We start from the raw sequence: 25,973 nt of genomic DNA, 5'->3' as shown, positions 1-25,973 counted from the left end.
GCTCACATTTTTCCCTCTGCGATTTTCAGAATACGCACCCGGCCAGATCCAAGAGGACTGTAGGTATATTCGCCAAGGATCGGAATATTACCCTGAAGAAGCTCTTTCTTTGTTTCCCCTACGCGGATTTTGCCACTCGGTGTTTTCAGGATCGCACTGGCACGCAGGAAAACAATACGGCATCGAGAGGCTGGAAAATGTGCACAGATTTTCTCGCCAATAGCTTTCCCCAATTGCGTCAGATCGCCGGCGGATCCTGAGGGCAGTTCCGTCACTAGAACAAGCGTCGTTCCATCCTCAGTGCTTTCCTCAAATACCGCAGTTGAGAATAACCGAATATCGGCTTCGAACTCTCCCAGGCAAGCGATGATATCTTCTGGATCCAGAACACTGTCGCCTAGCCTGATACGATTATCCTGCCGCCCAGTGACGTAAAGTATTCCGTCCAACAGGAAACCTCGGTCTCCGGTTCTCAGGAAGGTTCCCTCTTCGCCCGCAACACGCCCCTGAAAAACCTGGCTGTTTTCTACAGGGCGGTTCACATATCCGGTTGCGACCCCGGGACTATGAATACGGATCTCCCCGACGGCCCCATCCGGCAGGACCGCTTCAGTGTCCGCATCGGCAATTCGTACGATAATATCTGAGGGCGGCCTCCCGCAGCCTGCCAAGAGGCGTCTACCGAGATTATTGTGCGGCGGCATCGCATGACCGTGCGCCAAACCATCGCGCGAAAACTCCCGAAATGATACGCCCTGCCCGCGCTCGCTGGCTGTGACCAGCAAGGTGGCTTCCGCGAGGCCATAACATGCAAAGAACGCACGTTCATCAAACCCGGATGACGCAAAACGTTCTGTGAACGACTGCATCGTCTCGGCGCGGATATATTCTGCCCCGTTAAACGCCACTTCCCAGCAGGACAGATCCAGCGATGCAACCTCTTCGGGGGCGATAGACCTCACGCACATTCCGTACGCGAAATTCGGGCCGCCGGAAAGCGTTGCCCTATAATGACTAATAGCCTGCAACCACCGTATCGGCTTTTCAGCAACAGCTTCTGGCGGCAACAGAATACAGCGCCCTCCCGTTGCCAGTGTCATGAGGGCGCCCCCAATCAATCCCATGTCATGAGAGAGAGGGAGCCAGTTAACGCCGCAATCGCCCTGCCGATACCCAAAAGCCTCTGCCTGACGGAAGAGATTATGTGCAATATTGCGGTGCGTGAGCAGAACACCCCGCGGCGTACGGGTCGAGCCAGACGTGTACTGAATAAGCGCGACGTCCTCCGGTGAAGGATGTGCCACACTCTCGGGCTTTGCAGACGGGCGGATCTTGTCTGTCGGTATCCACAGAAATCGTGGACCATCGATTTTATCAGGGCAAACCTTCTGAAATTCTGTGAGAATACTGCGGTTTCCGATAACGGCCGCAGCCTCGGCATCGTCCCTCAATGCGATAAACCGGTCCCGTGCTCCAAAAGCCTTTGGGTACACTCCTGAGACAGGCACCAGTCCTGCGCACAAACACCCGAGAAGCCCACGAATGTAATCAAGACTGCTCTCATACAGGAGCAATACACGGGAGCCCGGCGAAAGCATGCGTCGCAGCCATGTAGCCAACGCCGTTGCCTGTGCGGCAAGTTGAGACGCTGTTACAGCATCCGTCTCATTCTCACCGTCTCCGAGCAGAGTATAGACTTTGAGGTCCGGCGTTCTTGACGCATGAAAGAACAGCGCATCAACGATCGTACTCCGCTGCCAGTCCAGCATTTCCTTGCCATCAGCGGCAAGGACTGTGGCGAAGGGCTGTATCATGGCAGTTGTGCCGTCTGGCCGATCTTGACCCTGTTCAAAAGAAACTGGGACATTTTCCGGATACTTTCATCACGTGCGAGAACAAGGATGGAAACTTCAACACCAAATTCTACCCGCAAGGCCGTTTGAAGTTCAACGCCGGCCAGAGAGTCGATCCCAAGTTCAGAAAGACGTGCACGGTCGTCAATGCTTGTCGGCTCCAGATGCAGGGTCTGGGCGATTAGAACTTTGACCTGCTCCACAACATAAGGAAGGCGCTCATCCTCCGGCAACGCCGAGAGCGTGGCTAGACGCTCACTGGTCGCCCTGTTACTGGCATCGGCAAGGCGTACCAGTGAAACGCGCGCTAACGCATTTGCCCCAGGAACGATCTGTGCCCACTTTTTCCAGTCAATCTCAACACAAGCAACCTCGGGTAGCTCTAGCGCCAGCATTTCCCGCATGTGTCCCAGTGCGTCCCGGGCCGACATACCCTTCAGACCAGCCGCTTCCAGAGCGCGGGCTGCCGTCTCGTTCCGGCTCAGCATGCCAACATCCGCAATAGCCCCCCAGTCTACTGCCAGAGCAGCCTCTCCATCTTTCCAGCGATTAGCCGCTATTGCGCCCAGAACGGCATTGGCTGCGATATAAGCGCTCTGCCCAATATTTCCCAGAAGCGTAGTCACGGAAGAAAACAGCACGAAATAGTCAAGGCTCATGCCACTGACCAAACGGTCAAGGATGATTGCTCCCTTGGCTTTTGCCTCGAGAACCCGACTAATCCGCTCCTCGTCCAGATTGTAGATCAGGGCGTCGTCCAGCATGCCAGCGCAATGGAAAATGCCTTTGATCGGCGGAAGATTGCTAGTGAAGGCCAACTCATCGAAGACATCTTTCATGGCTTCTTCATGAGAGACATCAACCTGGATAGTATGAACCTGCACACCCGCCGCACGATGAACCAACAGTTGCTCGCTGATCCCGGTTTCCTCTGGTGTTCTGCGGCCTAGCAGGACGAGACTCCGGGCCCCCTGCTCAATCAACCATTCAGCCGTTGCCCAGCCAAAGCCACTCAGGCCTCCTGTAACAAGGTAAGTCTTGCCATCCCCTACCTGAGGCTGTGTCCGCGGCAATGGTGAGGCTTTGAGATTATCCAGATTGGAGTAATCGATAACGACCTTACCCGTATGTTTTGCAGAAGCCAGCAGACGGAAGGCTCCTGAAGCATCCTGCGCAGGAAAACTCTCCAGAGGGAGAGGCTGCACTGCGCCCATTTTGGACAGTTCTGCAACGTCTGACAGGAGGGAACGCATCAACGCAGGCCGCTCCAGCATCATGCGATCCAGATCGAGCGAGAAGAACGATAGGTTTTCGTTGAAAGGCGCTAGCGGTAGCCCACGCTTCTCGATGATGTCTTTCTTCCCGATTTCTACAAAACGTCCATAGGGGGCAACGATGGACAGACTGTGTGTCTGCCCTTCTCCGGGCAATGAGTTGAGTACAACATCGACACCCCGCCCCTGCGTGACATCTCTGATCCCTTCCGCAAACTCAAGCGACCGGGAGTCCCAAACGCCTTCACATCCAAGATCCTTGAGGTACTGCCGTTTCTCCGGAGTACCCGCAGTCGAAAAAATCCGTGCTCCGACCCGTTTTGCCAGCTGGATCGCCGCCAGACCCACGCCACCAGTCCCGGAATGGATCAGGACTGTTTCACCTTTTTCAAGATGAGCCAGACGGCACAGACCATAATACGCCGTGATGAAAGCGACGGGCAGCGTGGCGGCTTCAAGTGGAGACCCAAGCCCTTCAATGGGAAGCGCAAAAATGCTTTCAGCGTCGGCAGTGAAATGAGACGCAAAACACCCTGGCCATGAGACGAGATAACGTTCCCCCGGCATGAAGTCCGTTACGCCCTCGCCGACAGCGAGCACTTCAGCAGACGCTTCCATGCCAAGGCTTTCGCCATGGAACGTATCATCCACAACACTTTGCGGAATCAGGCCCGTTGCTTTCAGGACATCCTTGAAATTCAGCGCTGCAGCGAGCGTCCGAAATAGCACTTGGCCACGCTGCAGCGGTTCCGAGACAAACCGCTCATGATGCAATCGGTCCAGCGAACCATTTGATGCGCTGACAAGACGTACTCCAACAAGCTTCCCGTCAAACGTTTCGTTCGTATGATAAAGTGTTGGAACGGGGTCTGGCTTGGTTTCCGAAGGTGTTAACCGCCCCACAGACCGTGTGCCAGCACGCAGAACAATATCGTCTTCTGAATCCTGCTGAACGATCTCTGCGCATAGCTGCTGCAAGACAGCCTCATCAACAGTGCGTCCGATATCGACGATCCGAAGCGCAAGATCTGGTCGCTCTGATGCGATCCCTCGTGCAAAACCCCGAATGGCTGCCTGCCCCGTATCCAGATCATCGCTCTGAAGAGCTTCTACAGATACCGCTCCCCGCGTTACGATCAGACATCTTGGCGCAGTTTCGCTGTCTTCCGAAATCTTGACTGCCTGAACAAGACGCAAAATTTCTGCGATGCCCTGTTGTCCGGTTTCTCCTTCGTTGGATGAGCACAGATAGAGGATTGCATCAGTCGTTTGAGACAATGCGCCTGCCAATTCCGTCTGATCCAGATCGTCAATTTTCAGGGTGTCGACCATGACCCCCTGAGCAGCAGAGATTTGGCTGAATTGCTCCAATAAAGAGCTATCACATCCCAGAGCCAGTGCGGTTAAAGGCTCCGCGAAATGCGGGAGCAATTCCGTCTGAACCCAGGCGGGACGATAGAAACGGCGGACATTGTCCGAACCCATATTTGTGGCGGTCAGTTTCCGGATAGCCCGCGCCTTGAAGCCGAGAATTTCAGCAACAGGCTCACCCTGTTCCGTAAAGAGTCGGATATCGCCCTCAATGCCGGTTTCGGAACGGCGTGTCAGATCCGCATGAGCCAGAAGGACTTTATGCTGTCCGCCGCGATAGACGACCTGGCGCGCACCCGTCGGAACAAAAACTCTCTCTTCCGCAGCACTGTATCCAGCACCGATCAATGCCTGGAAAGCACCATCAAGCAGTGCCGGATGAAGAAAATACTCTGCGATGCTTTGTGCCTCGGCCAATTCAAGGCGTGCATAGGCAATACCCTCGCCAGCCTTCAGCTCTTTGATCGTTTGGAAAGCGGGGCCGTATGAAAAGCCGTGTTCTGCAAGCCGCGCATAGAACGTCTCTGGAGGGATATCGTGTTGCAGATTGTCCTGAAGACTTTCAGGAGCCACCGGGTCTGCTGCCCATGGTTCATTCGCCAGAACCCGTAGCTTCGCGTGCTGAATCCACTCTTCTTCGCCATCCTCCCCGTGAGACGATGATACCGTCAGAACGCACGTTTCTTCGTCAAATGCCCACTCGACAACCGGTGGCGTCAGACTATCCAGAAGGAGCGCCTGTCCGATCTCCAAGTCTTCAAGAATGGCAGCATCAGAGCGCTCGATCTGCCGGTGTAAAGCCAATCCGCCCTCAATGTAGCCCGCAGCAGGAAACAGGCAGATCCCGTCAACTTTATGATCCGGCAGCCACGGCATGTAGTTGCGATTAATATCGGCAAGCCAACCCGGGCGCGACGCACTGACTGGAATACCGAGAACCGGGTGAACGGTTCCGTCCAGTCGATCCCTGCGCGACATTTCAGTCTCAGACCAGAACCGGCTTCGAGACCAAGCATAATGAGGAAGGTCCGTGCGATGGCCTCCCGTCAGAAGAGACCAATCCAACGGCACGGCCGCCATATAGAGTTTGGCGATACTGCGCGCTATGGCTGTGTCTTCCGGATCTTTCCGACTCAGGCTGGCAATAACAGAGACTTCTCCGTCAATCTGCTGCGCTGTTTCCCTTAACAAACCGCCCAGAACAGGGTGTGCCCCAATCTCGAGAAACACCCGATGTCCATCAGCCATCAAGCTCTGAATGGCATCATGGAACAGGACGGGCTTGCGCGCATTGCCATACCAGTATTCCGCATCATGCAGAGCATCTTCAGCCCAGCGCGTGCCTGTTACTGTTGAATAGAGCGGAATGCTTGGGTTTTGAGGAGAGAGCATGCCAAGCGGACTGAGAAGATCCTGCCGGATCTCTTCCATCAGGATGCTGTGATACGGCACCTCAACCCTAAGAAGACGATTGAATGTTCCATCCTGATCACAGCGCGTAGCGAGCTCCCTGAGCGCATTTTCTTCACCCGCAAGTGTGGAAGACTTCGCACTATTGAGAGCCGCGACTGACACCCGGTCTTCATAACCAGGAAGTAATTTTTCGGCTGCCTCTTTGCCGGAAATACCGACAGCCAACATCGTGCCACGCCCCGCCAGTCGAGCCTGTTGCTGGCTTCGATGGAAGATCACGGTTACAGCGTCTTCCAGCGACAAAGCACCCGCGATGTAACTCGCAGCCACCTCGCCCACGCTATGCCCAACGATAGCCGCCGGTGTCACGCCATGAAAACGGAACAGCTCTGCAAGAACAACCTGAACCATGAAAATGGCAGGCTGGGCGACAACTGTTTCATCAATGCGGGAATGTTCCGCAGGTTTCAGGATTTCATCCAGAATGGACCAGCCGGCCAGTTCGGAAAACAGGCTATCAATCTGCTGGATAGTGCGGGAAATGGATTCGGGCGTCTGCCTGAGGATATGCTGCCCCATCCCCTTCCACTGGGAGCCCATGCCAGAAAAGACAAAAACAGGTTGCTGCATCTCACCGTTTCGACGTCGGCCCAGTGTAACAGCAGAGGAAGACCGCCCCTCCGACAAAGCTTTCAAGCCTGCAATCAGCTCTTCACGATCTTGGCCAGACACGACGGCCTGCATCGGCAAACGCGTCCTGTAGGTTGCAGCAGAGAAACAGACATCGGCGACAGATGGAGCAGAAGAAGACGCCAGAAGATCTGCATAGGAGCGCGCCAGATTTTTCAACGAGGCGTCTACAAGCGCATTCACGGGCAGCAGGAAGCGCCCGGACGGCAGCCTGACCACTTCTGCCATATGGTGGATCGGCTGATCCTCTACTGTCAGCGACCTGAGCAGGGCAACCGCGTTTGTTCCGCCATATCCAAACGAGTTGACACCCGCATACACTGTCCCTGCCTCAGCCGTCAGCGGGGTCATGGTATTCTGAGCGACTTGCAGATGAAGGTCCGCAAACGGAATCGTGGGATTAACCTGTGTTAGGTTCGTCTGCGGTGGAATAGAGCCATGCTTCAGGCAAAGGAGTGCCTTGATAAGGCCGGTAACACCCGCTGCAGCTTCCAGATGCCCCAGATTGGCTTTAATAGACCCGATAATCAGGGGGCTTTCCGGGGCTCGCTTATGACCGATCGCCGTTCCCAAAGCACGGGCTTCGATAGGATCGCCAACAGGCGTTCCGGTACCATGGGCTTCTACATATCCAATCGCGGCAAGATCGACATGCGCCTTCTGGGCGACTTCCTCAATGAGCGCGCGCTGAGCATCTTCACTGGGCATCGTCAATGACAGCGTACGACCATCCTGATTAACACCCGTTCCCACGATGACACCGTGGATAACGTCTCCATCCCGCTTTGCATCGGCAAGCCGTTTGAGCAGGACAATGCCAGCCCCCTCACCGCGCCCGTAGCCGTCTGCATCCGCAGAGAAGCTTTTGCAGCGCCCGTCCGCAGCCAGAAAGTGCCCTTTGGACATTGTGATTGAGGCCGGTGGAGCAAGCATCATGTTGACGCCACCCGCTACGACAACATCACTCTCACCATTCAACAAACTGGTACGGGCCTGATGAATGGCCACCAATGATGATGAGCATGCCGTATCAATAGACATGCATGGCCCCTGAAGACCAAGATTATGAGAAATTCGCGCAGCCAGCATGGTGGCTGACGCCGCAGTTGCGGCGAAATGATCCGTAATCAGGTTCCGATTGAGGGGGGAACCGCAGGCCACCAGCCAGTCCAGAGAGAACGTGCCAATAAAGACACCAGCCCGAGTGCCAGCCAAGGTGGAAGGAAGAATGCCAGCATTTTCCATTGCCTCCCACACGACTTCCAGAAGAAGCCTTTGTTGAGGGTCCATGAGGGCGGCTTCACGCGGCGAAATACCGAAGAACAGCGGATCCATTTCATCAATCTTCTGGTCAATGAAGGAACCGCGCCGCATGTAAGTCTTGTTTGGGGTTTCGTATTCAGGATCGTAAAAGCGCTTGATACCCCACCGATCGGCGGGAACGTCGGATGTGGCATCACCTTGTTCACACAGAAAGCGCCAGAGAGCCTGGGTTGTTTCAATTCCTCCCGGAAGGCGACATCCGATCCCAACGACTGCCACTTCATTTCCGTAATCGACCATTTAAAACCCGCTTTTCGTCTTCTATTCTGTGTAGAACGTAACTTATAAAATCTTGTTATTCAGGACGGTTTGACCGCCTTCTGTAACGCCAGCCTATCCGGTTGCCCGCTCTCCGTTCGTGGAAGAGCATCGATCCAGACGGCAGTCACATCTGGCAGATTAGGGAAAACATTCCTCATCCACTTTGAAAGAACTTCGAGATTGAAATCTTCTGCGGTCACAAGAGCGACCCAGGGAGCAGGCAGCCCTTGAGCATCAGGTACGACAAACATCGCACCGTCTTTCACGCCGGGACACTCAAGAAGACGCGTATCCAGTCTATCCAGGTCAAACTTGTCACCGCCAAAGCTTATCAGATCATCTGCACGCCCTCTAAGATGCAACGTTCCGTCTGCATCCAGAAACCCGCTATCGCCCGGATAAAACCAGCCTTCCCTGAATTGTTCGGCAGTAGCAGCTGGATCAAGATCGTACCCGTCTACAACTCCTGTTCCGCTGACACGAATGCAACCCACGACACCCGTCGGGACACGCCGATGCTGCTCATCCACAATCTCAAGACCAACCCACGGCAGCGGCTGACCCACCTCATCATCGGTGGACTGAGTATCCGTAGAGGCAATGGTCACAACGCCGCACTCATCCGCACCGTACACGACCTGCACATGCGGTGTGAGCGTCTGACGAATGGATGCACAGAGGGCTTTAGGCAGTTTTCCTCCAGCAACCGTTAGAAACAGATTGTCCAGCGGTTTCATACCGGGCGGAAGCCGAGAGAGTATTCCTTCGGCATGTCGTGGGGACACAACGGCTACAGTCGGGACATCCTGACTGAAGACAAGACCCAGTTCAGAACCGGTTACCATCTGAAGACGTGTTCCAGCCACAAGAGCCGACAGAATGATGAGGAATCCACTTGAAGTCTCTGCTCCAAGCGTTGGTAGGACACGCAATCCCTCAGGGCGGTGACTATGAGACAGGATATCCTGAAACAGGAGATGGTAGACGGCCGTTTCGACGTATCGCGATGTCAGGGCGATGCGGCGTGCATCCTGGCTCGTTCCACCAGCTACAGAGTAACGGACAACATCTTCAGGCTGTACCGCAATGGTTTCTACACAGTCTGAACCTGTCTGACAGACATGTTCGAACCATGCCTCATTCAGTACCAGAGATTGCTGGTCGAGCCCTTCAACGGGCTCATCAAGCAACACGATATCCGGTGACAGGATTTTCACAGAGCGGTGGAAATTTGCATCCACATATCCCGGCAGTGATGCCGAGGGTATTCCGAGACGGGACAGAGCGAGAATGAAAACCCAGTGTCTGTACGGATGTTCGCAACGAATAGCCACAACAGACGGGACAAGATCCCGAAGCTGAAACAGTGCGAAGGCCACTCGGCTAACATCCTGGGAAAGTTGACCGAAACTCGCTTCCCCCTCAAACCAGCTCATCGCAAGTGAGGCCGGCTGTCCGGCAGCATATTTCAGGGCCAGACGTTCAAACATAGTGCGTCAACCTATTCCTCGGAACTCTATGAAAACCCTGCAACTAAAAAGAAGGAAGTGACGTGCGCCTTGAAAACGCACGTCACTTCCTTTTCGTTCAAATATCCAAGTGGTTTTTCAAGATGCAACGACGGCTACAGCGTCATTTTCATCATCAAGCACATATGGGCCTGCATTCTTCACTTCGATCGTCAGCACAGAGATCGAAAGATCCTGACGGGCTGGAAGGTTCAAAAGGGCATTGCCATTTGTCCAGCGGACGCCGCCTTCTTCACGGTTATTCCAACCAGACAGGTTGTCTTCCGTGACGTGTGCCGTAAGGCTCTTCTGACCATTGCCCGCCCAGAGACTGATGTTGCCAACCAAAACGCCAAGATAACGACGATCATCAACCATCGGACCGAAGACATCAGCCGGGCGAGATGCACGGGAAACGATGTAAACTTCGTCAATACCGGCAGGAAGCATGAAAACGAAATCTCCGTTTTCTGCGCGACGTGCCGGATTAATCCGATGACCTGCAGAGGTTACAAGATGAAGATTGGCGTCTTCGGTCAGAACGACAGGCTTGCGCTGGTCTGGAAGAGACATTTCAACAGCACGCTCTTCAAGGGTGCGATAAATCGGCTCAACCAGATCACGCGTTACCGCCAGCGGGGCTGCTGAATCGACACTCCATTCGCGGGTCGGACCACTGACAAGACGGACAATACCACCCTGCTGGCCAAACTCACGACGATTTCCTGTATCCAGATAGCTTTCGCTGAGCGCACCATTGGACCACAGAATGGAGTGGCTTTCCGTTTCAACGTGGAAGTATTCGTAGTTCGTCATTGTCAGATCGTAGAAGACGCTACGGCCATTGACGAGCATACGGGCTGGAACGAAACGCCCTTCGAAATACAGGCAGTGCTCGGGTGTAACCACAAGGTCCTGATGAGGAACCCCAGGGGAAATCGCATCCTTGAGAATACGGACAGGATAGCCAGCCTGATCAACCGGCAGATCCGCCCGAACCTGCGCCGTTCGATGACCAACCCATGTCACAGGCTGAACGACTTCGCGGCCGGCAACATACGTCAGCACGCGATCACCGATTTTGAGCTCTTCGACAACCTTCTCCCCGCTCTCTGTGCGGATCAGCGTACCTGCACAGAAGCAGACGAAAGTTGCAATGGTGCTGCCATCAACAGGGTCACGACCCAGCACGAAGTAATCGGTGCTCTTGAATGCTCCACCAAACGTCGTCTGCCAGGTGCTGCCACCTTCGGAAATCGTGAGAGTATTGCCATCCAGTTTGACTGTGCCGCCCGACACATAGGACAGCGTATCAACATCGATGACAGCGCCCTGAACCACCTGCGTTCCGGCAAGAACAGCACCAGCCGCAACCGTAAGCGAACCACCAGAAGAAACAGTAACATTGAGGGATGTTGCGCCAGAGGCAACAATCTCATTGCCACCCTGCAGAACAGTTCCGCCCGAAACCGTCCCACCAGACAGCACACTCTCGGTACCGCCGGAAGATACAGTGACGTTAGAAGCCGCTGCCCCGCTGGAAACGGTCAGTTTTCCTCCAGCAGCAACAACAGCGCCTCGGAGAACGGCTGCAGCATTCAGAAGGACATTACCACCCGAAACGGTTGTTGCGCTGACGATCGCGCCACTGCTGGCTACCGTCGTTCCACCGGAACCTACAACCGTCCCGGTCGTCACAGCACCGGTATAAAGATTCTGAACACCACCGCTGTTGACGGTATCGCTAATCGTCAGGCCACCCGCAGAAACGTACTGCGTCCCCTGGATCAGGGATCCCTTGTCCGTACCGCCGCTCGTGAGGGTTTCGGTAGCACCCGTATGAACGACGCCGCCCGAGACGAAGCCAGCTCCACTCAGATCTGTCAGCCCCTTGGACGTCAGGATCGCAGAAGCAGAGGCGTTGAGGGACTGATCTCCGACCAGCAACCCGCCGCCGGAGGCTATGTTGTAATTGTTAATTGTTCCACCGTTGAAAGCCAGCGCCGCAGCTGAATTTCCAACAGTTACTCCACTAATAATACCGCCAGATGCAAGAACAGCACCAGCAGACGTCGCAGACAAATTCGTCCCGACATCACCAGACTGAGCTATAATAGCGCCATATTGAGCAGCCGTAGCGCCCGATAGCGTATTATTTATTAGAAAATACGATTCATTTATAGTTACATTTCCAGAAGCATCCGTTGAGGTGGAACCTGATATTGTTCCTCCATTACCAACATAGACACTTCTATGAGTGTAGCTCGTTCCGCCAGCCATGCCTAATTCCTCCATCTCTAGAAGCGTTAAGCATTTATTAACGAATTATATATTGTTAATCCGTGCTCAGCGCCGGAATCGAACATAGAAGATATTGTTAATTTTAATCAATGCCCATGTTGATATAAAAAAAACTCAATAACTATGAATTAACGATAAACCTAAATTTCTGCTGTTTTCCGTCGTAAACTACTCGTTATCTAAGCTCTATATTCCATAATACCCCCAAAAAATCATTACTTTTTGCTCTACATCAATTCAGAGTCTTGTGGTCACACTAATTTTGGACACCTCAAGTCCTGATTTACTTTCCTAGAACGCAAAGGATTTCAATCCGGCTTTAAGATCGGAATATCGATGCCCCGAGGTGCCACGAATGCCATCAGAACGGCATCTACGATCTCCCAGCAATCAGGTCAGTCGTGACGCTTCGCTTTCCGCGCTTCTCGATTAAGACGGAGTTGCTCCCGCCGCTCCGCTCTCCGTCCGGCCGGGTTTTTCTGCTGCTGAACTGCAATTTCACGTGTCATCTTTAGCCAGTTATTCCAGCGGCGCTCATCAAGCCTTCCGTCTTCACATGCCTCTCGAACTGCACAGCCTGGCTCGCCTTCATGTTGGCAATTGCGGAAACGGCACTGTTGCGCCAGCTCTTCAATCTCGGCAGCAAAGTCTCCGAACGCAGCAACGAGGCCTTCCGTTGCATTAACCATCCCCAGTTCACGCATTCCAGGCGTGTCGATCAGAAGGCCACCTGACGGGAGACTGACCATCTCCCTATGAGTCGTTGTGTGCCTGCCCTGCCCGTCATACTCAGATACCGCTCCCGTGGCGGCATAATCAGTTTTCAGCAAAGCATTCAGCAGCGTCGACTTTCCTGCACCCGAACTCCCCACCATGACACCGGTGCGCTGCCCATCAAGATACGCAGCAATTTCCTCAAGGCCCTGCCCTTGAACAGAAGATACAATCCTGAGATCAACCTCAGGCGCACAGGCCTGCACTTCAGCCGCAACCAGCTCCACATCCTCACACAAATCAGCTTTTGTGAGAACAATGACGGGCTTTGCGCCACTTTCTCTTGTCAGCGCCAGATAGCGTTCAAGACGGGAAAGATTGAAGTCCGCCCCCGTCGTCATCACAAGAAAGGCCACGTCAATATTGGCAGCAATCACTTGCGACTGGGTGCGTTTGCCAACTTCTTTGCGGACAAAGCAGGATGTGCGCGACAAAACAGCTTGAATGGTGCCGCGTCTCTCATAAAATCTCGGCTGGCAAACCACCCAATCTCCAATCGCAGGCCGATCCAATGGATCCGAAGTATGCAGGAGCCTCCCTGCTGTGTCAGCCTGGATCAGTCCGCTCTCGGTAATAACCCCAAGAAGGCCACGCTGCTGCGCCACGACACGACCGAGGATCAGGTCACTTCCAGAATAAGGCTGGAAGGCCAACGCCGTTTCAGCATTCCAGCCATAAGATGCCAGTATAGTCAGGGATGTTCTCTTTCGTTCACACTTGGGTCTCTTCCCGCTTTATTAGCACTATCCCGAGGTTTTCACATGCTTCTTATCAGCAATAAAACCGTGATGCATAAGAAGCGCATCACTCCTCTCTCCGAGAATAGCGCTCTCCCTACCGAAAACCATTTACCCTGCATGCACCCTGTCGGAAGTCCGAACGGTGACGGCACTTGCGCTTGGCATCTCAACGAAGCAGAGTTTTTGAAACTCACCACATTATAGAATAAAACATTATTGAAACTTAAAAAAATACAGAGAACCAAGTTACTAATTATTTTTATTTCGTTTCTTAATGCGTAACCAAAGAAAATAATTTGAAATCTTGAAACACAAAATACTGTTTTATTTTTAAAAATAAAACAGGTTACGATTTCGTTATGGATATTGATCGGCAATGCCACTCAATCGAGGTCCATGAAAAGATCACTCCAGGAAACGACCTGGTGCCACATAAAAGGAAATCCATGTGATGCGCTCTCGTGCCTGTAAAATCCGAGCGTTGAATCAGCGCCTCCTCGTCATGACCTGCCTCGGAACCAGTGTGCCAGCCGGAATCATTGACGCTCTCTCTCTTTCGGAAGCTCAGGCTGCGACCACGGAGCAGGAGACGAAAAAATCAGCGCCCCATCGTGAAGCGCGCTCACGTTCACATGCTATTCCCACACTTTCTGAGCACCCCAAACCGCAGCATAAACGTACGGAAATCAATTCCACCACAGATGAAACCGTTCATGTATCCAGCGTGCACCGTAGCCGCGGCGGCGGAATGATGCGCGTTGAAACAGCACCTTATGCAGTACAAACCATTACAAAATCATTTATTGATATGCGCAGCCCAACAAGCACTGCGCTGGAGCTCGTTCGCAACCTACCAAGCGTTAATATCGCCGTTACTGATACTTCCGGCCTGCAAGGTGGTCGCATTCAGAGCCGAAGCCTTACTGATGCCGATATGGCGCTGATGATTGATGGCGGCCCTGCAGCCAGCGCAGCCTATATGGCAGAAAACGTTGAATCCGAAGACGTTGACAGCGTCAGCATGCTGCCAGGATCATCTCCGATTGACCTTCCCGTGACGTCCGCAGCAGCAGGTGTTTTGAATCAGGCCACTCATGATCCCCAACACAAATTTGGGGGAACGATGGACTTTTCCTATGGCACAAACAATCTGGCGCGCCAGTTCATCCGCCTTGAGTCGGGAGACATAGGTAACACAGGCAGCAGGGGATTTGTTTCCTTTGCCCACACCCATGCTCGATCATGGTTTGGGGGCGGCCGCAACGAGAAGATCCATGTAGACGTTGGCGTCCGAAAAGACTGGGCCAATGGCTCATATGCCCGCGCCTTCATGGGCTGGAACCTTGAAGACTTTGTTGTCGATACATATGGCACAGCTACACAGTTTTATAATTTCAAGCGGACCGGAAACAGCTATGGGCGCAAAGCTGAGTTCGACCCGGTTAATAACGATTACTGGAAGAACAACATCAACCATTGGATGCAGCTTTTTCTTACTGCCCCAATGCACGTTGTCATAACGCGACGTCTACACCTTGACCTTCGCCCCTACTATAACTGGGGTCGCGGATGGAGCGGAAGCGCCGGAGCCTTTTCAAGCGCGACGAGCGGGAACACCCACAAATCAGGCGTGCCTGTTGCCACGGGAACTCCAGTAACTAGTTTCTTTTTGCAAGATGGGGCATTCAGTGTAGGTGCAACTGCAATCCTGGGTTACGATATTGATAAGCATAACCACTTCGAACTGGGCTACTGGTATCAAAATCAGGATTATACCCAGCACTTTCCAAGCAGCGTAACAACAGCTGAGGGTGCCAATCCCAGCCCCAATGATGCTACTTACCAGATCTATCGGAATGGCAACCGTGTCTATCCTGGCAATACAGCGGGTTTCGAAGTTCATTCGATATTTTTTCAGGACACAGCGAAATACTTTCACGACCGCCTTCTGGTGAACGCCGGCTTCAAATATGTCATGTCCAATGTCTGGTACATCGTTTATCCAAGCAGGAGACAGCTCGGACAAAACCTGACTGCGCCACTTCCTCACGTATCCATCAGCTATCACTTTAATGACCATCACCAGATCTACCTGAATGCAGAAGGTGATTTCCGGCAACCCTCATCCTCGGCAGTAGCTAATACCAATATTGATGGAACATTGCCGAAAAATCAGTACTCAATTAAAGAAGAATTAGGGTACCGATATAACGATAAATATTTTATTGTTGATCTTGATCTTTTTAACTACAATATCACGAACCGACTTTTGTCTACTTATGTCGGAAATAACCAGACCGGTGTCGTCAATGCTGGCAACCAAACCGCACGCGGCGTGGACCTGATGGTATCAACACAACCAATTTATGGCTTAAGCCCCTATTTTTCGCTCGAATATCTCAGCGCGACGACAGATACGAATATCGCAGCCTCGGATATTTATGGAAATCTCACAGCCTTCGCGAGCAAGGGCAAACAGGCTCCCCTGGCTCCACATTTTATGGCGAACTTTGGGCTAACGTACACTTACAAAGGCATTTTTGCCAATGGGGCCCTGCATTACACCGGCCCACAATCAACAACTCTTGCAGGCGACCAGCGTATGCCTGGCTATTTCACAAATACGCTCTCGTTAGGTTATCATTTCAAGCCTCTGTGGCATGCAAAATCACCGACCATCCGGCTAAACTTCACCAATCTTACGGGGGCCATTTTAAGAACCGGAGTAGTTGGCGTTGGAACAAACGCAAGTCAGGTGCGCCTCATGAACGGCAACCTTTCAAACCTGGGTTCGGGCGCTCAATTTATTCTTGAGCCTCGCTTTACAGTTACAGGAACAGTTTCAACGGCTTTCTAAGGTATTCCAGGAGTATCTGATTAAACTGAGTTCTGTTTCCCTGAATACCTCAGCCAGACAGAACTCAGTCAAAGACATCTCATGTGGCGGTCTGGCGCATCAGAAGTGGACTATCATTGGTCCACTTCTCTGTCCCAAGCGAGGATGTTCCCGGTGTAGGCGGTCCAAAATAATTATCTCTTGCTCAAGGCATATCGCGTGCTCTGAACCATGACCGCCAGCTAGACATGCACAAATGCCCAGAGCCTCGGCGCTGCTTTTCTGTTCGGTTTCATTGATGGCTGAGCGACTGGCGGGAGCGCCCTTGACTGCCCGTAATACTATAGATTTGGCCGATATTTTCCCAGCCTACAGATAAAAACACAAAGACCGCTTCTCCTGCCGTCTTTTTCTACTCAATATCCCAGATAAAAATTCTTATCAGACCACTTCGTAAAGTATCTATCATTTAATAAAATGCCACATAGATTTTAAATGGACCTCCTCAATAGGCAAAATCGCACTGTGAAATCCATAAGACGGAGTGCACCGATTTAACAAAGAATTACACTTTTTTCAGTTCCAAATAAATAAGCTACTTGCCTCCTTCAAAAAATAGGCAAAAAGAATGAGTATGTCGGAAGCAGAAACCATACTCATTCTCCTCGCCATGATTGTTATAAGCAGTCTGGCGGTACGAGCGCTCTCCAACCGTGTGCCTGCTCCCTTGGTCCAAATCTTTTTAGGGATCGTTGCGGCTCTTTGCGGCCTGCATGTCGGGTTGAAACCAAGCTTATTCATGCTGGTCTTCCTGCCCCCGCTCCTTTTCACAGACGCTTTCCGTATGCCTCTGCGAGAATTCTCCGAACTACGAAGTGTAATTCTGTTTCTGGCATTCGGCCTGGTGGTCATCTCAACGGTTCTCTGTGGATACGCCATTCACTGGATGATACCTGCCGTCAGCCTAGCAGTATGTTTTACACTTGCGGCGGCACTTTCACCTACGGATACCGTCGCAGTCTCCAGCCTCATCGCAGGCCGACGCGTGTCTGAACGCCTTATCCATATCCTGAATGGTGAAGCTCTGTTTAATGATGCTTCTGGCCTTGTCTGCTTTCATTTTGCAATGATTGCCGCAATGACCGGCGAATTTTCATACCGCCATGCTTTCAGCTCATTCTTGCTGGTCTCCTTCGGAGGGCTGGCCATCGGCGCAGGACTGGCATGGATTGCCGTACGCGCGGAGCGCATCCTCCTACGACGCGGATTTGATGATCCGCTCATGCAGGTTCTGATGATTGTCCTGCTGCCCTTTGGCATTTATGCGGCCGCTGAAACAGCACATGCATCAGGCATACTAGCGGCTGTCTCAGGGTGCATGGTGATTAAACTGACAGGCGTATCAGACGAGGCTGCCACCTCTACCAGGCTTCAGGCAAGCACGGTGCTCGATACCGTCAGCTATGTCTTTAATGCCCTGATCTTCTTACTGCTGGGCTTACAGCTTCCATGGCTTTTGAATGCCGGCGTCGAATTAGCTCAAGAGCATAGCGCGCACTTCTGGCAACTCTCGCTGCTTGTCGCAAGCGTCTATACTATAATGTTCGTAATCCGATTTTGCGGTATCTGGATTTCTGTCATCCGAAGATGGGCGGTTGCCCGTATGTCCCATCGGGCATTTGCATTTCCGCATTTTCTCGAAATCGTTTTGCTGGCATTTTCCGGCGTCCGCGGTGCCGTTACTCTTGCTGCCGTGCTCTCTTTGCCAGCACTTGGGATTGATCCTCAGGCTTTTCCCGAGCGCAGCTTCGTTATTACTGTAGCGACAGGAGTGATTGTTCTCTCCCTCGTCATGGCAGCAATCGCTATCCCTCTGTGTATTCGATTTCTCCCACGTGATATGTCTAACAAACACGCGCAGGAAGAGAGTCTCGCACGCCAGCGTTTGCTTCAGGCCACTCTGCAACTTCTGCATAATGAGCAAAGTCGCGCTGAGAAGGACCGGAGTGAAGCGATTGACAACGCGAATAACGATCACGGTAACGAGGATATGAGACTGGAAGTGCTGGGACGCCTCCTCCAGACATACGAGAACCGCCTCAGCCAGATTGATGGCCCGACACAATCCCCGGTTTTAACCCGGACAACGGCGCTTCGGCGGGAACGCATCGAATTGGCTTTGCGTCTCATCGTTCTCCGCCTGCAACGCCAGACGCTTCATGCGTTGGTAGATGCACGAGACATCAATGATCAGACTGAATGGGATATTCAGCGCGAACTGGACTATGAAGAACAAGTGATCCGCAGTCGGGTGCAGAGATTACCCCAGGATATTTAATGGTAACGTGTGGCGGCGGCGACCAGAATGCAGGCAAACATTTTCCACCCAGAGGACGCGGAAATGACCAGAGTCAGTTCAGGATCACGATAAGAAAGGGCTAACAGCAATCTACAAGACACACGGCTGTCAGCACTACTGAACAAAAAAAATATCGTAGCATTTTTGCCTCTGCACTCTCGCAGGCACGCAACATGTTCACATGGCAATCAAACATTGGCCTAACGAGCAAACGTCCGCATTATCCTTACAAAACACACACATGCGTCTCAGGAAAAGATCTCTCCGTCCGAGCAAGCAGACTCAAAGCGAAATATCGTAAAAATGGCTTCACAAAAGAAAAGGACAATCTTTACAATTCGACAACAAGAGAACTACCCAATGAATATACATCTATAAAAAAGTAATTTTATATCTTTTTAATATGTAATCCTATAGAATTATATAGATACAACATTATAATATAAACAAAACATATAAATATAACTAGAACATATAATTTTTATTGAAATAACTAAAAATATAAACATTATGTTTTTATAAATTAAACTAAATATAAAAACGAAAAAACCAAAAGTTCAAGGAATCGTGATCGTTTTTTGCTTGATGTTTATTGCTTTAAGAAATTTTAGACGTTAGCGTTTGGTTTCTGCAAACGTCCCAAGCATGGCCATTGTTCGTGTTTGCGAGAATGAAGATTTTAAGGAATAAAATCATGAGTAGTGCAGGAACTTATTATACGTATGTAACTGACGCTGAAGGTAATCCTATTCTGGATACCAACGGCAATAAACAGATTGAAACAACCTGGACCATTACTGAAGAGACTGGCCTATTTGGTGCCAAGACAGGAAACTCGACAGTAACAGTTCAGGATTCTTCGGGACAGACCATTCAAACGCTTACTGGCGTCCCGGACGGTCTCTTGGCTGCACATATCCAGACTGGAGCCAACGCTACAAATGGTAGCCTTCTGAGCGTCCTGGGTGGCCAATGGGTATCCGTTCCTGGATCCAGCGGGACGATTAATATTGTTCTTTCGGCCTTGTCTGCCCCTACTTTTACAATTGGCGGCACGACAGATATCAATTTCGTAGTCAATGCAGCAACCGCTATCACCATAGATATATATGGTGGAACGGCTTCTTTCTCGGGCGGCTTAGTTGCCGGTGCCCTAAGTGGTTCTACCATTAATATTGGCTATGGCGGAACTTATAATGGTAATACGCAACTCATCAGCCTTCTTCAGGGTACAACAGTTAACTTTACCAGCGGCGGCGGGACCCTGGTTTTAAATGGTGGCGGTGTTTTCCTAAACTTATCAGGAACATCAATCACCGGGTATGACCCCAAATACAATACGATAGAAATTGAAAACACAGTCGCTCCAGTTTCGGGCTATGTGATTTCTGGATCTGGAACGTCCCGTACCATTACGCTTCAAGGAAGCGACGGCCAGGATATTGCCAGTTATTCCGTAACTCTTGCAGACGGCGCCAATGTTCCTACAGGTACCTTCGATAACGCTGCAAACTCACAGAATTTGGCAACCAACCCTTTAAGAATCACTTATTCTAATGGGAACACATATATTGGTGCCTGTTTTCTGGCAGGAAGCATGATCAAAACGCCAGATGGCGATGTCGCCGTTGAAGAAATTTTGGCTGGTGACAAAGTCATTGCATTCGATTGGAAAGAAGGCAAAAACGTCGTTCGTCCAGTTGTGTGGGCTGGAAAAACACAGGCGAGTATTCGCTATGGGCTGCCCGACGATGAAGCTGGTTACCCTGTACGCATTCTACAGAATGCGATTAGCGATGGCGTTCCCTATAAAGACATGCTGATCACGCCAGAGCATTGCCTCTTTTTTAATGGCAAGTTCGTACCTGCACGTATGCTGGTAAATGGAGAGACTATTTTTTATGACAAAAGCATTACGTCATATGAATATTACCATTTAGAAACGGACCAACATTCTGTTATCATATCAGATGGTGTTCTCACGGAAAGCTATCTGGACACAGGCAATCGCCATACCTTTCGGCAGGAAGGAAATGTAGTGAATTTTGGAGGGCCTGTAAAAAGCTGGGAAGGCGACGCAGCGGCACCTTTGGATGTTGACCGCTCCTTTGTTGAGCCCCTGTTCCATCAGCTTCAAGAGCGAGCCAACAAAACTGCACAACTGTCGAAATCTGCAAAGCAATCCAATTTAACAAGCAATTCAGATCTTCATCTTGTTACTAATAACGGTACTGTTATTCGCAAGGCTCGTGAAGCCAACGGGCGTATGGTATTTATGATACCGGCCAGTGCCAAAACTGTACGCCTCGTGTCTCGTGCATCGCGCCCGTGCGACACTATCGGCCCTTTCGTTGATGACCGTCGTCAACTTGGAGTCCTCGTAGGCCAAATTACCCTTTTCGAAAACAGCCATTCCAAAAATCTTACGGATCACTATACCTCCGGAATTTTGGATGGCTGGAACAATCTGGAACAGGAAAATTTGCGCTGGACGACTGGAAATGGGTTTCTTGATTTGGGTAAGAGGTCTCCTGACAGTATTGCAATACTGGCTATCCAAGTGTTGGCCAGTGGCCCTTATTTGTTAAATGATACAACAAAAACAACCAGCGCAATTACGGCTTAATTCTAAATCCACAAGTATCCTTGCCCCATCCTTAAAAAGATGGGGCTAATCCAACTATCAGAAAAAATTTATTCCATTAATTTCCGAAGACACTCCAAGGTCAGGACGCATTGATCAGAGCCAGAAGATGACAATGGCAGCGAGTACAATGCCGGAGAAGAAAGTTGTGGGGCATCTGTCGTAGCGGGTCACAACGCGGCGGCAGTCCTTAAGACGTCCGAACATGATCTCGATGCAGTTGTGCCGTCTGTAGCGGCGCCTGTCGTTATTTGACAGCCTTGTTCCGGGACTTTCGGCCCGAGATGCAGGGCTTGATGCCCTTTTCCTGCAAGGCGTCCCTGAACCAGTCAACGTTATAACCCGATCTCTCGGCATCAATTGTGCTGCGGCAAGACTTTCCAGACGGGTATTGACACCGGTATAATTACTGATCAGTCCCTTTTCCATGAAGAAACTGAGCGGTCATATGCCCTGACCGATTTTAGGGTAAGTCGCATCAATCATGATGCTCTACTTTCCTCGCAACTAGGACGCCCATCATCTGAGCGAAAATCGCCGTGGCCCACCAATGACACATCTGTCGTATACTTCGAAAAAAGAAAAAAACGAAGTGGGTCAGTAATGACCCACTCCCCCATAACTCTTTCTTCAGAGCGTGAAGTTGATACGTCCATAGTAATAGCCACCCGTCATCGGGACCTGCGATGAGAAAGTATCATACGGATTGGCGCCAAGCTGGTTCAGTTCGCCTGGCAGCTTACGCGGTCGGATATTGAACACGTTATTCGCACCTACAGCGACATGCCAGCGCGAATTAAAACGATATCCAATCTCAAGATCCGTCAACCACCGGGGTGAATTCTTGAACTGGGCAAAGCAGGAACTGGACTGGGCAAGCTGCTTTCCGTCGATCGGGCAGATTGATGCTGTTGGCGTCCAGTCCTGATACGTCATCATCCCAGTCGTCTCGCCGTAACGCGTCTGACGAACATTGATATCCCAGTTTCCAACAGTCCAGAGAGCGTTCAGAATAATCTTGCTACGCGGATACGCCGTAGTGAGATACGCAATGTTCTGAGCGTTCAGCAACGGAGACCCCGTTGAAGACATACCGTTATGCGTCAAACGCGTGCGGTTCAGATCCAGTGCCATGGACAGCGTCAGATTACCATAACGATGCAAGCGGAACATATAATCCGCCTTGATATCAAGCCCTTGCGTCCGTGTGCTGGCTCCGTTTGTGAAGTAATAGGTCTGCACGGAATTTTCAGAAATCTGTGTTAAGGCTGGTAGCGAAACACCCATTCCTTCAAGAGCTGCAATGGCTGGTGCTCCCGTCACGTTGCCGCCCTGAACAACACGGTCACGAATGTTGATCTGGTAAACATCCGTTTCGATATGAAATCCATCAATTGGTTCTAGTACGATACCACCTGTCGCACTGGTGGAACGTTCAGGCTTCAGGGGTGTGGCGCCCGTCGCACGCGCTTCGGACGACGAAACTGGTAGCAGCCCCAGAACTGATGTCGGGCCAACGTTAATGGCACTGTAATGCTGCTCGGCCATCGTTGGCGCACGGAAGCCATTGCTGATGGTCGCACGCAGGCCAATGCGGCGGGTGATATCGTAACGGGTTGAAACCTTGCCGTTCTCGGTATTGCCGACATCGGTATAGTGCTCAAAACGACCGGCGAAATCCAGATCCCAGTTCTTCAGCGGGTGGAAATCACCATCCAGATATGCCGCCCAGACATCACGGTCCCACTTGCCCGCATCCTGCGGCGTCAGGCCAGCGAGGGCCGAAGTTCCCCCATATTCATAAGATGCGGGTTCACCAGCAAGGATAGTATACTGCTCAAGCCGGTGCTCACCACCAAATGCGAGCGTCATCGGCACGACATTAGCGATATTAAAATTCCGGCGAAAATCGAGATTATTAGTCCATTGGGCTAGTCGGAAGTTCGATGTCCGCACAGTGGTCGGTGAGTAGCCCGTTGTCGCATACATGTTCGGGTTGGTCGTATTCTGGTTGGAAATCTTATCCAGATCCTCGCCCCATGTGCTGCTTAGATCCCAGTCGAACCCGAAGAGATGACGCCCCTTCAGACCGAGGGTTGCCGCATAGTCATTCTCGTCGATCGTCTCCAATGGCGAATAGCCATATGGGAAAAGTTCCGGATTACTCGCGCTGCTCCCAGAAGGAATACGATAGTTCTCGTATGCTTCGGCATGACGGTGCGCGTAAGTGACCTGACCGTAAAAATCGACGTTGTCCGTCAGCTTCTTGCCGAAATCAATCCCGAGGTTCTCCCGCGTCTCCTCGGGCGTGCTCATGATCTTGTTGGAGTTCTTGGGAACCTTGACCGACCCCGTGTAGAGCTCGTTGGCAGCCCCTGCCGGAACATAACCGGCCAAGCGGTTATCTACCGTGTTGGTTACGAAATGATCCGTATGGTACACTTGCCCGGAAATATGAAGATAACCGTCGCGCCCAAGCTTCAGACCTCCGTCAGCATTAAGCTGATACTGCCAACCGTCCCCATTATAAGCATTCGCGCCAGTCTGGGCGCTCATGTTCAGCCCATGATCCTGCTTTCTGGTAATGATGTTCACAACGCCGGCAATGGCGTCGGAGCCATACATTGCCGCAGCACCGTCCTCCAGCACTTCGATATGATCGATCATATTCGAAGGAATCATGTTCAAATCAACTGGAGTGGCACCAAAATTCGGCCCGGCATCAGCATTGATGTTTGCAGTAGTATGACGCCTTTTGCCATCTACCAGAACCAGAACCTGATTCGGATTAAGGCCCCGCATTCGGATGAATGACGTCAACGCACCTGCGTCATTGCCCATCGTACTCATGTTGATGGAAGGATAGGTTTTCGTCAGGGCCTCAGCCAGATTCATCATGCCAGACCGACGCAACGCAGCTCCAGAAAGAACTGTGATGGGACTTGTGCTCTGACGAGCATGGCGGTTGGTGGCGTGAGTACCCGTGACGATCAGACCTTCTTCACCACCAGAAATGGACTTTACTTGATGAGCACGGGCCAGAGCCTTCTGGGCAGCGGGACGCACGGTTGCAGTCTTTTGGGGTGCCTTGTGCGTGGGCGCTTTCACCTGCCCTGCTGGCACGCTCATCGTTTCAGCCAGAAGCGGGCTGGTGCCGAAACTGACTGAAAGGAAGGTGGAATAAAGCGCAAATTTCCTGATGTTCATAATCGGCTCCATTGCCCTGCCCGCGCAGGGATATCAGTCGGTTTTTTCAAGGCGATGCGGAAGTCTTCTCAAACGAGACTCTTTCCGCGTCGAACATTCAAAAGACGTTAAGGATCACGCAGCTTCGGAACGCAGGAGTTGCGAGAGCGCCCCTGCAACCACTTTTGTCGCGCGTCGCATGTCTTCGAGAACCACGTGTTCGTTGGCGCGATGGCCATTGGCATCCTGTAGACAGCGCGGCCCTGCCCCATACAGAACAGTCGGACAGCCCCAATTGCTGTAGATCCGTGCATCGGTGAAGAGCGGCATGCCTTTCTGGGCAATCCGTTCGCCAAAGGCGGCTTCCGCAGCATCCTGTAATGCTTTGATCAGCGGTGCCTGACCTTCTGTAGGCACCAGTGGCAAAGCCAGAAGATGTTGCGACACAACACACTCCACACCGGGCATATCTGCCGCCTGAGCAATCACGCGCCGCAACTCTGCTTCAACGTCAGCAGCCTGTTCGTCAGGCAATATCCGGCGTTCCAAACGGAACTGCGCCTGGGCAGGCACAACGTTGGCGGCAATGCCTCCCTCAATTGTCCCGATCACAAGCGTAGGAGAGTCGATCCCCTCGATGGCACTTCGATGTTCAGACAGACCGTCACGATAAGTATAGAGCGCTGTCATCACCCGACAGGCCGTTTCGATCGCATCCGCACCTGTTTCAGGCCAGGCAGAATGCGCAGACCTGCCCGTGAATATGATATCCAACTGAAGGCTACCATTGTGGGCGATCATCACATCATAGGTAAAACCAGCGCTGATGACGTAATCCGGCTTGCTCAGCCCCTCAGAAAGAAGCCATCCGGGACCGACGTGACCACCTATTTCTTCATCATAGGTCAGATGGAGTTCAACCGTTCCTGACAGATCGGTACAGACTTCCCGCAAAGCCTGAAGCGCGAAAGCATAGGTCGCGAAATCAGACTTTGAAACCGCCGCACCGCGCCCATACAACCGTCCATCCTCAATAACACCCCCATAGGGATCATGAGTCCATCCGTCTCCCGGCGGGACTACATCACCATGTGCATTGAGGGCAACGACCGGCCCAGATCCATCGCCAAAGCGCTCCCGAATGATCAGATTCGTGGCACTCTTCATGCCATACTGCCCCACAACGCTGTGTGGAACAGGATGACACTCGACCTCAAAGCCAAGGTCTTTCAGGCGCTCAGCCGAAAAATAAGCATGCGGCGCGCAGTCGCCGGGTGGATTGTCCGAAGGAACACCGACGAGCGCCTGCAGGAAAGGAACCTGCCGCGCATCGAAGTCACGATCAATGACGCCACCGAGGCGATTGGCCACCGTCTTTTCACAACAGGAATCGTTTCCCAGCATAGCGCCTCCCATCGGATCTTCGTTCCGTCCTCGATT

At 51.9% G+C, this 25,973-nt stretch carries 10 protein-coding genes and 1 pseudogene; 3 read left to right on the top strand and 8 right to left on the bottom strand.

All coding sequences use genetic code 11. The features are described 5' to 3' along the window. Positions 1-2 precede the first annotated feature (2 nt). From KP702_RS11225 to rsgA, 5 genes are all read right to left on the bottom strand, one after another. Entirely contained in the window at positions 3-1,814 is a 1,812-nt protein-coding gene (locus KP702_RS11225; RefSeq protein WP_215768958.1) for a fatty acyl-AMP ligase, read from the bottom strand. Beyond that, on the bottom strand, positions 1,811-8,143 hold the full coding sequence (locus KP702_RS11220) for an SDR family NAD(P)-dependent oxidoreductase (protein ID WP_373687847.1): 6,333 nt from the start codon (positions 8,141-8,143) through the stop codon (positions 1,811-1,813). The genes KP702_RS11225 and KP702_RS11220 overlap by 4 nt, the downstream gene beginning before the upstream one ends. A gap of 80 nt (positions 8,144-8,223) precedes the next feature. Then, complete coding sequence (locus KP702_RS11215; RefSeq protein WP_202207971.1) at positions 8,224-9,675, bottom strand: AMP-binding protein; 1,452 nt, start codon at positions 9,673-9,675, stop codon at positions 8,224-8,226. 117 nt (positions 9,676-9,792) lie between these two features. After that, a complete protein-coding gene (locus KP702_RS11210) occupies positions 9,793-11,973 on the bottom strand; it encodes a Hint domain-containing protein (RefSeq protein ID WP_202207972.1) in 2,181 nt (726 codons plus the stop codon). A gap of 416 nt (positions 11,974-12,389) precedes the next feature. Beyond that, a complete protein-coding gene (rsgA, locus tag KP702_RS11205) occupies positions 12,390-13,421 on the bottom strand; it encodes a ribosome small subunit-dependent GTPase A (RefSeq protein WP_215768956.1) in 1,032 nt (343 codons plus the stop codon). Positions 13,422-14,256: 835 nt separating this feature from the next. On the opposite strand from rsgA, the gene KP702_RS11200 reads away from it, so the two are divergent. The 3 genes from KP702_RS11200 (at position 14,257) to KP702_RS11190 (ending at position 21,329) form a co-directional block, all read left to right on the top strand. Next, positions 14,257-16,365, top strand: coding sequence for a TonB-dependent receptor (locus tag KP702_RS11200; RefSeq protein ID WP_202208024.1), 2,109 nt, complete (start codon positions 14,257-14,259; stop codon positions 16,363-16,365). 607 nt (positions 16,366-16,972) lie between these two features. Beyond that, positions 16,973-18,682, top strand: a complete 1,710-nt coding sequence (locus KP702_RS11195; RefSeq protein WP_252348680.1) for a Na+/H+ antiporter — start codon at positions 16,973-16,975, stop codon at positions 18,680-18,682. Between the two features lie 715 nt (positions 18,683-19,397). Then, positions 19,398-21,329, top strand: a complete 1,932-nt coding sequence (locus KP702_RS11190) for a Hint domain-containing protein (RefSeq protein WP_215768955.1) — start codon at positions 19,398-19,400, stop codon at positions 21,327-21,329. 114 nt (positions 21,330-21,443) lie between these two features. On the opposite strand, the pseudogene KP702_RS11185 reads toward KP702_RS11190, so the two are convergent. The 3 genes and pseudogenes from KP702_RS11185 to KP702_RS11175 form a co-directional block, all read right to left on the bottom strand. Next, positions 21,444-21,791 (bottom strand): annotated as a pseudogene (locus KP702_RS11185) (transposase); the annotation flags it as partial. Positions 21,792-21,977: 186 nt separating this feature from the next. Further along, complete coding sequence (locus KP702_RS11180; RefSeq protein ID WP_202207977.1) at positions 21,978-24,554, bottom strand: TonB-dependent siderophore receptor; 2,577 nt, start codon at positions 24,552-24,554, stop codon at positions 21,978-21,980. Between the two features lie 114 nt (positions 24,555-24,668). Next, positions 24,669-25,937, bottom strand: a complete 1,269-nt coding sequence (locus KP702_RS11175; RefSeq protein WP_237390019.1) for an ArgE/DapE family deacylase — start codon at positions 25,935-25,937, stop codon at positions 24,669-24,671. Positions 25,938-25,973: the final 36 nt, after the last annotated feature.

The sequence above is a fragment of the Gluconobacter sp. P5B12 genome (genome assembly GCF_018812035.1).
In the GTDB taxonomy this organism is placed as follows: domain Bacteria; phylum Pseudomonadota; class Alphaproteobacteria; order Acetobacterales; family Acetobacteraceae; genus Gluconobacter.
Note: the sequence above shows the minus strand (reverse complement) of the source record. Positions and strands in the feature narration are given on the sequence as shown.

Bases quoted from the DNA above. Each gene is read 5' to 3' on its own strand.
- KP702_RS11215 (WP_202207971.1), bottom strand. From the start codon at position 9,675: ATGTTTGAACGTCTGGCCCTGAAATATGCTGCCGGACAGCCGGCCTCA.
- KP702_RS11210 (WP_202207972.1), bottom strand. From the start codon at position 11,973: ATGGCTGGCGGAACGAGCTACACTCATAGAAGTGTCTATGTTGGTAAT.
- KP702_RS11180 (WP_202207977.1), bottom strand. From the start codon at position 24,554: ATGAACATCAGGAAATTTGCGCTTTATTCCACCTTCCTTTCAGTCAGT.
- KP702_RS11195 (WP_252348680.1), top strand. From the start codon at position 16,973: ATGAGTATGTCGGAAGCAGAAACCATACTCATTCTCCTCGCCATGATT.
- KP702_RS11225 (WP_215768958.1), bottom strand. From the start codon at position 1,814: ATGATACAGCCCTTCGCCACAGTCCTTGCCGCTGATGGCAAGGAAATG.
- KP702_RS11200 (WP_202208024.1), top strand. From the start codon at position 14,257: ATGATGCGCGTTGAAACAGCACCTTATGCAGTACAAACCATTACAAAA.
- KP702_RS11175 (WP_237390019.1), bottom strand. From the start codon at position 25,937: ATGCTGGGAAACGATTCCTGTTGTGAAAAGACGGTGGCCAATCGCCTC.
- KP702_RS11190 (WP_215768955.1), top strand. From the start codon at position 19,398: ATGAGTAGTGCAGGAACTTATTATACGTATGTAACTGACGCTGAAGGT.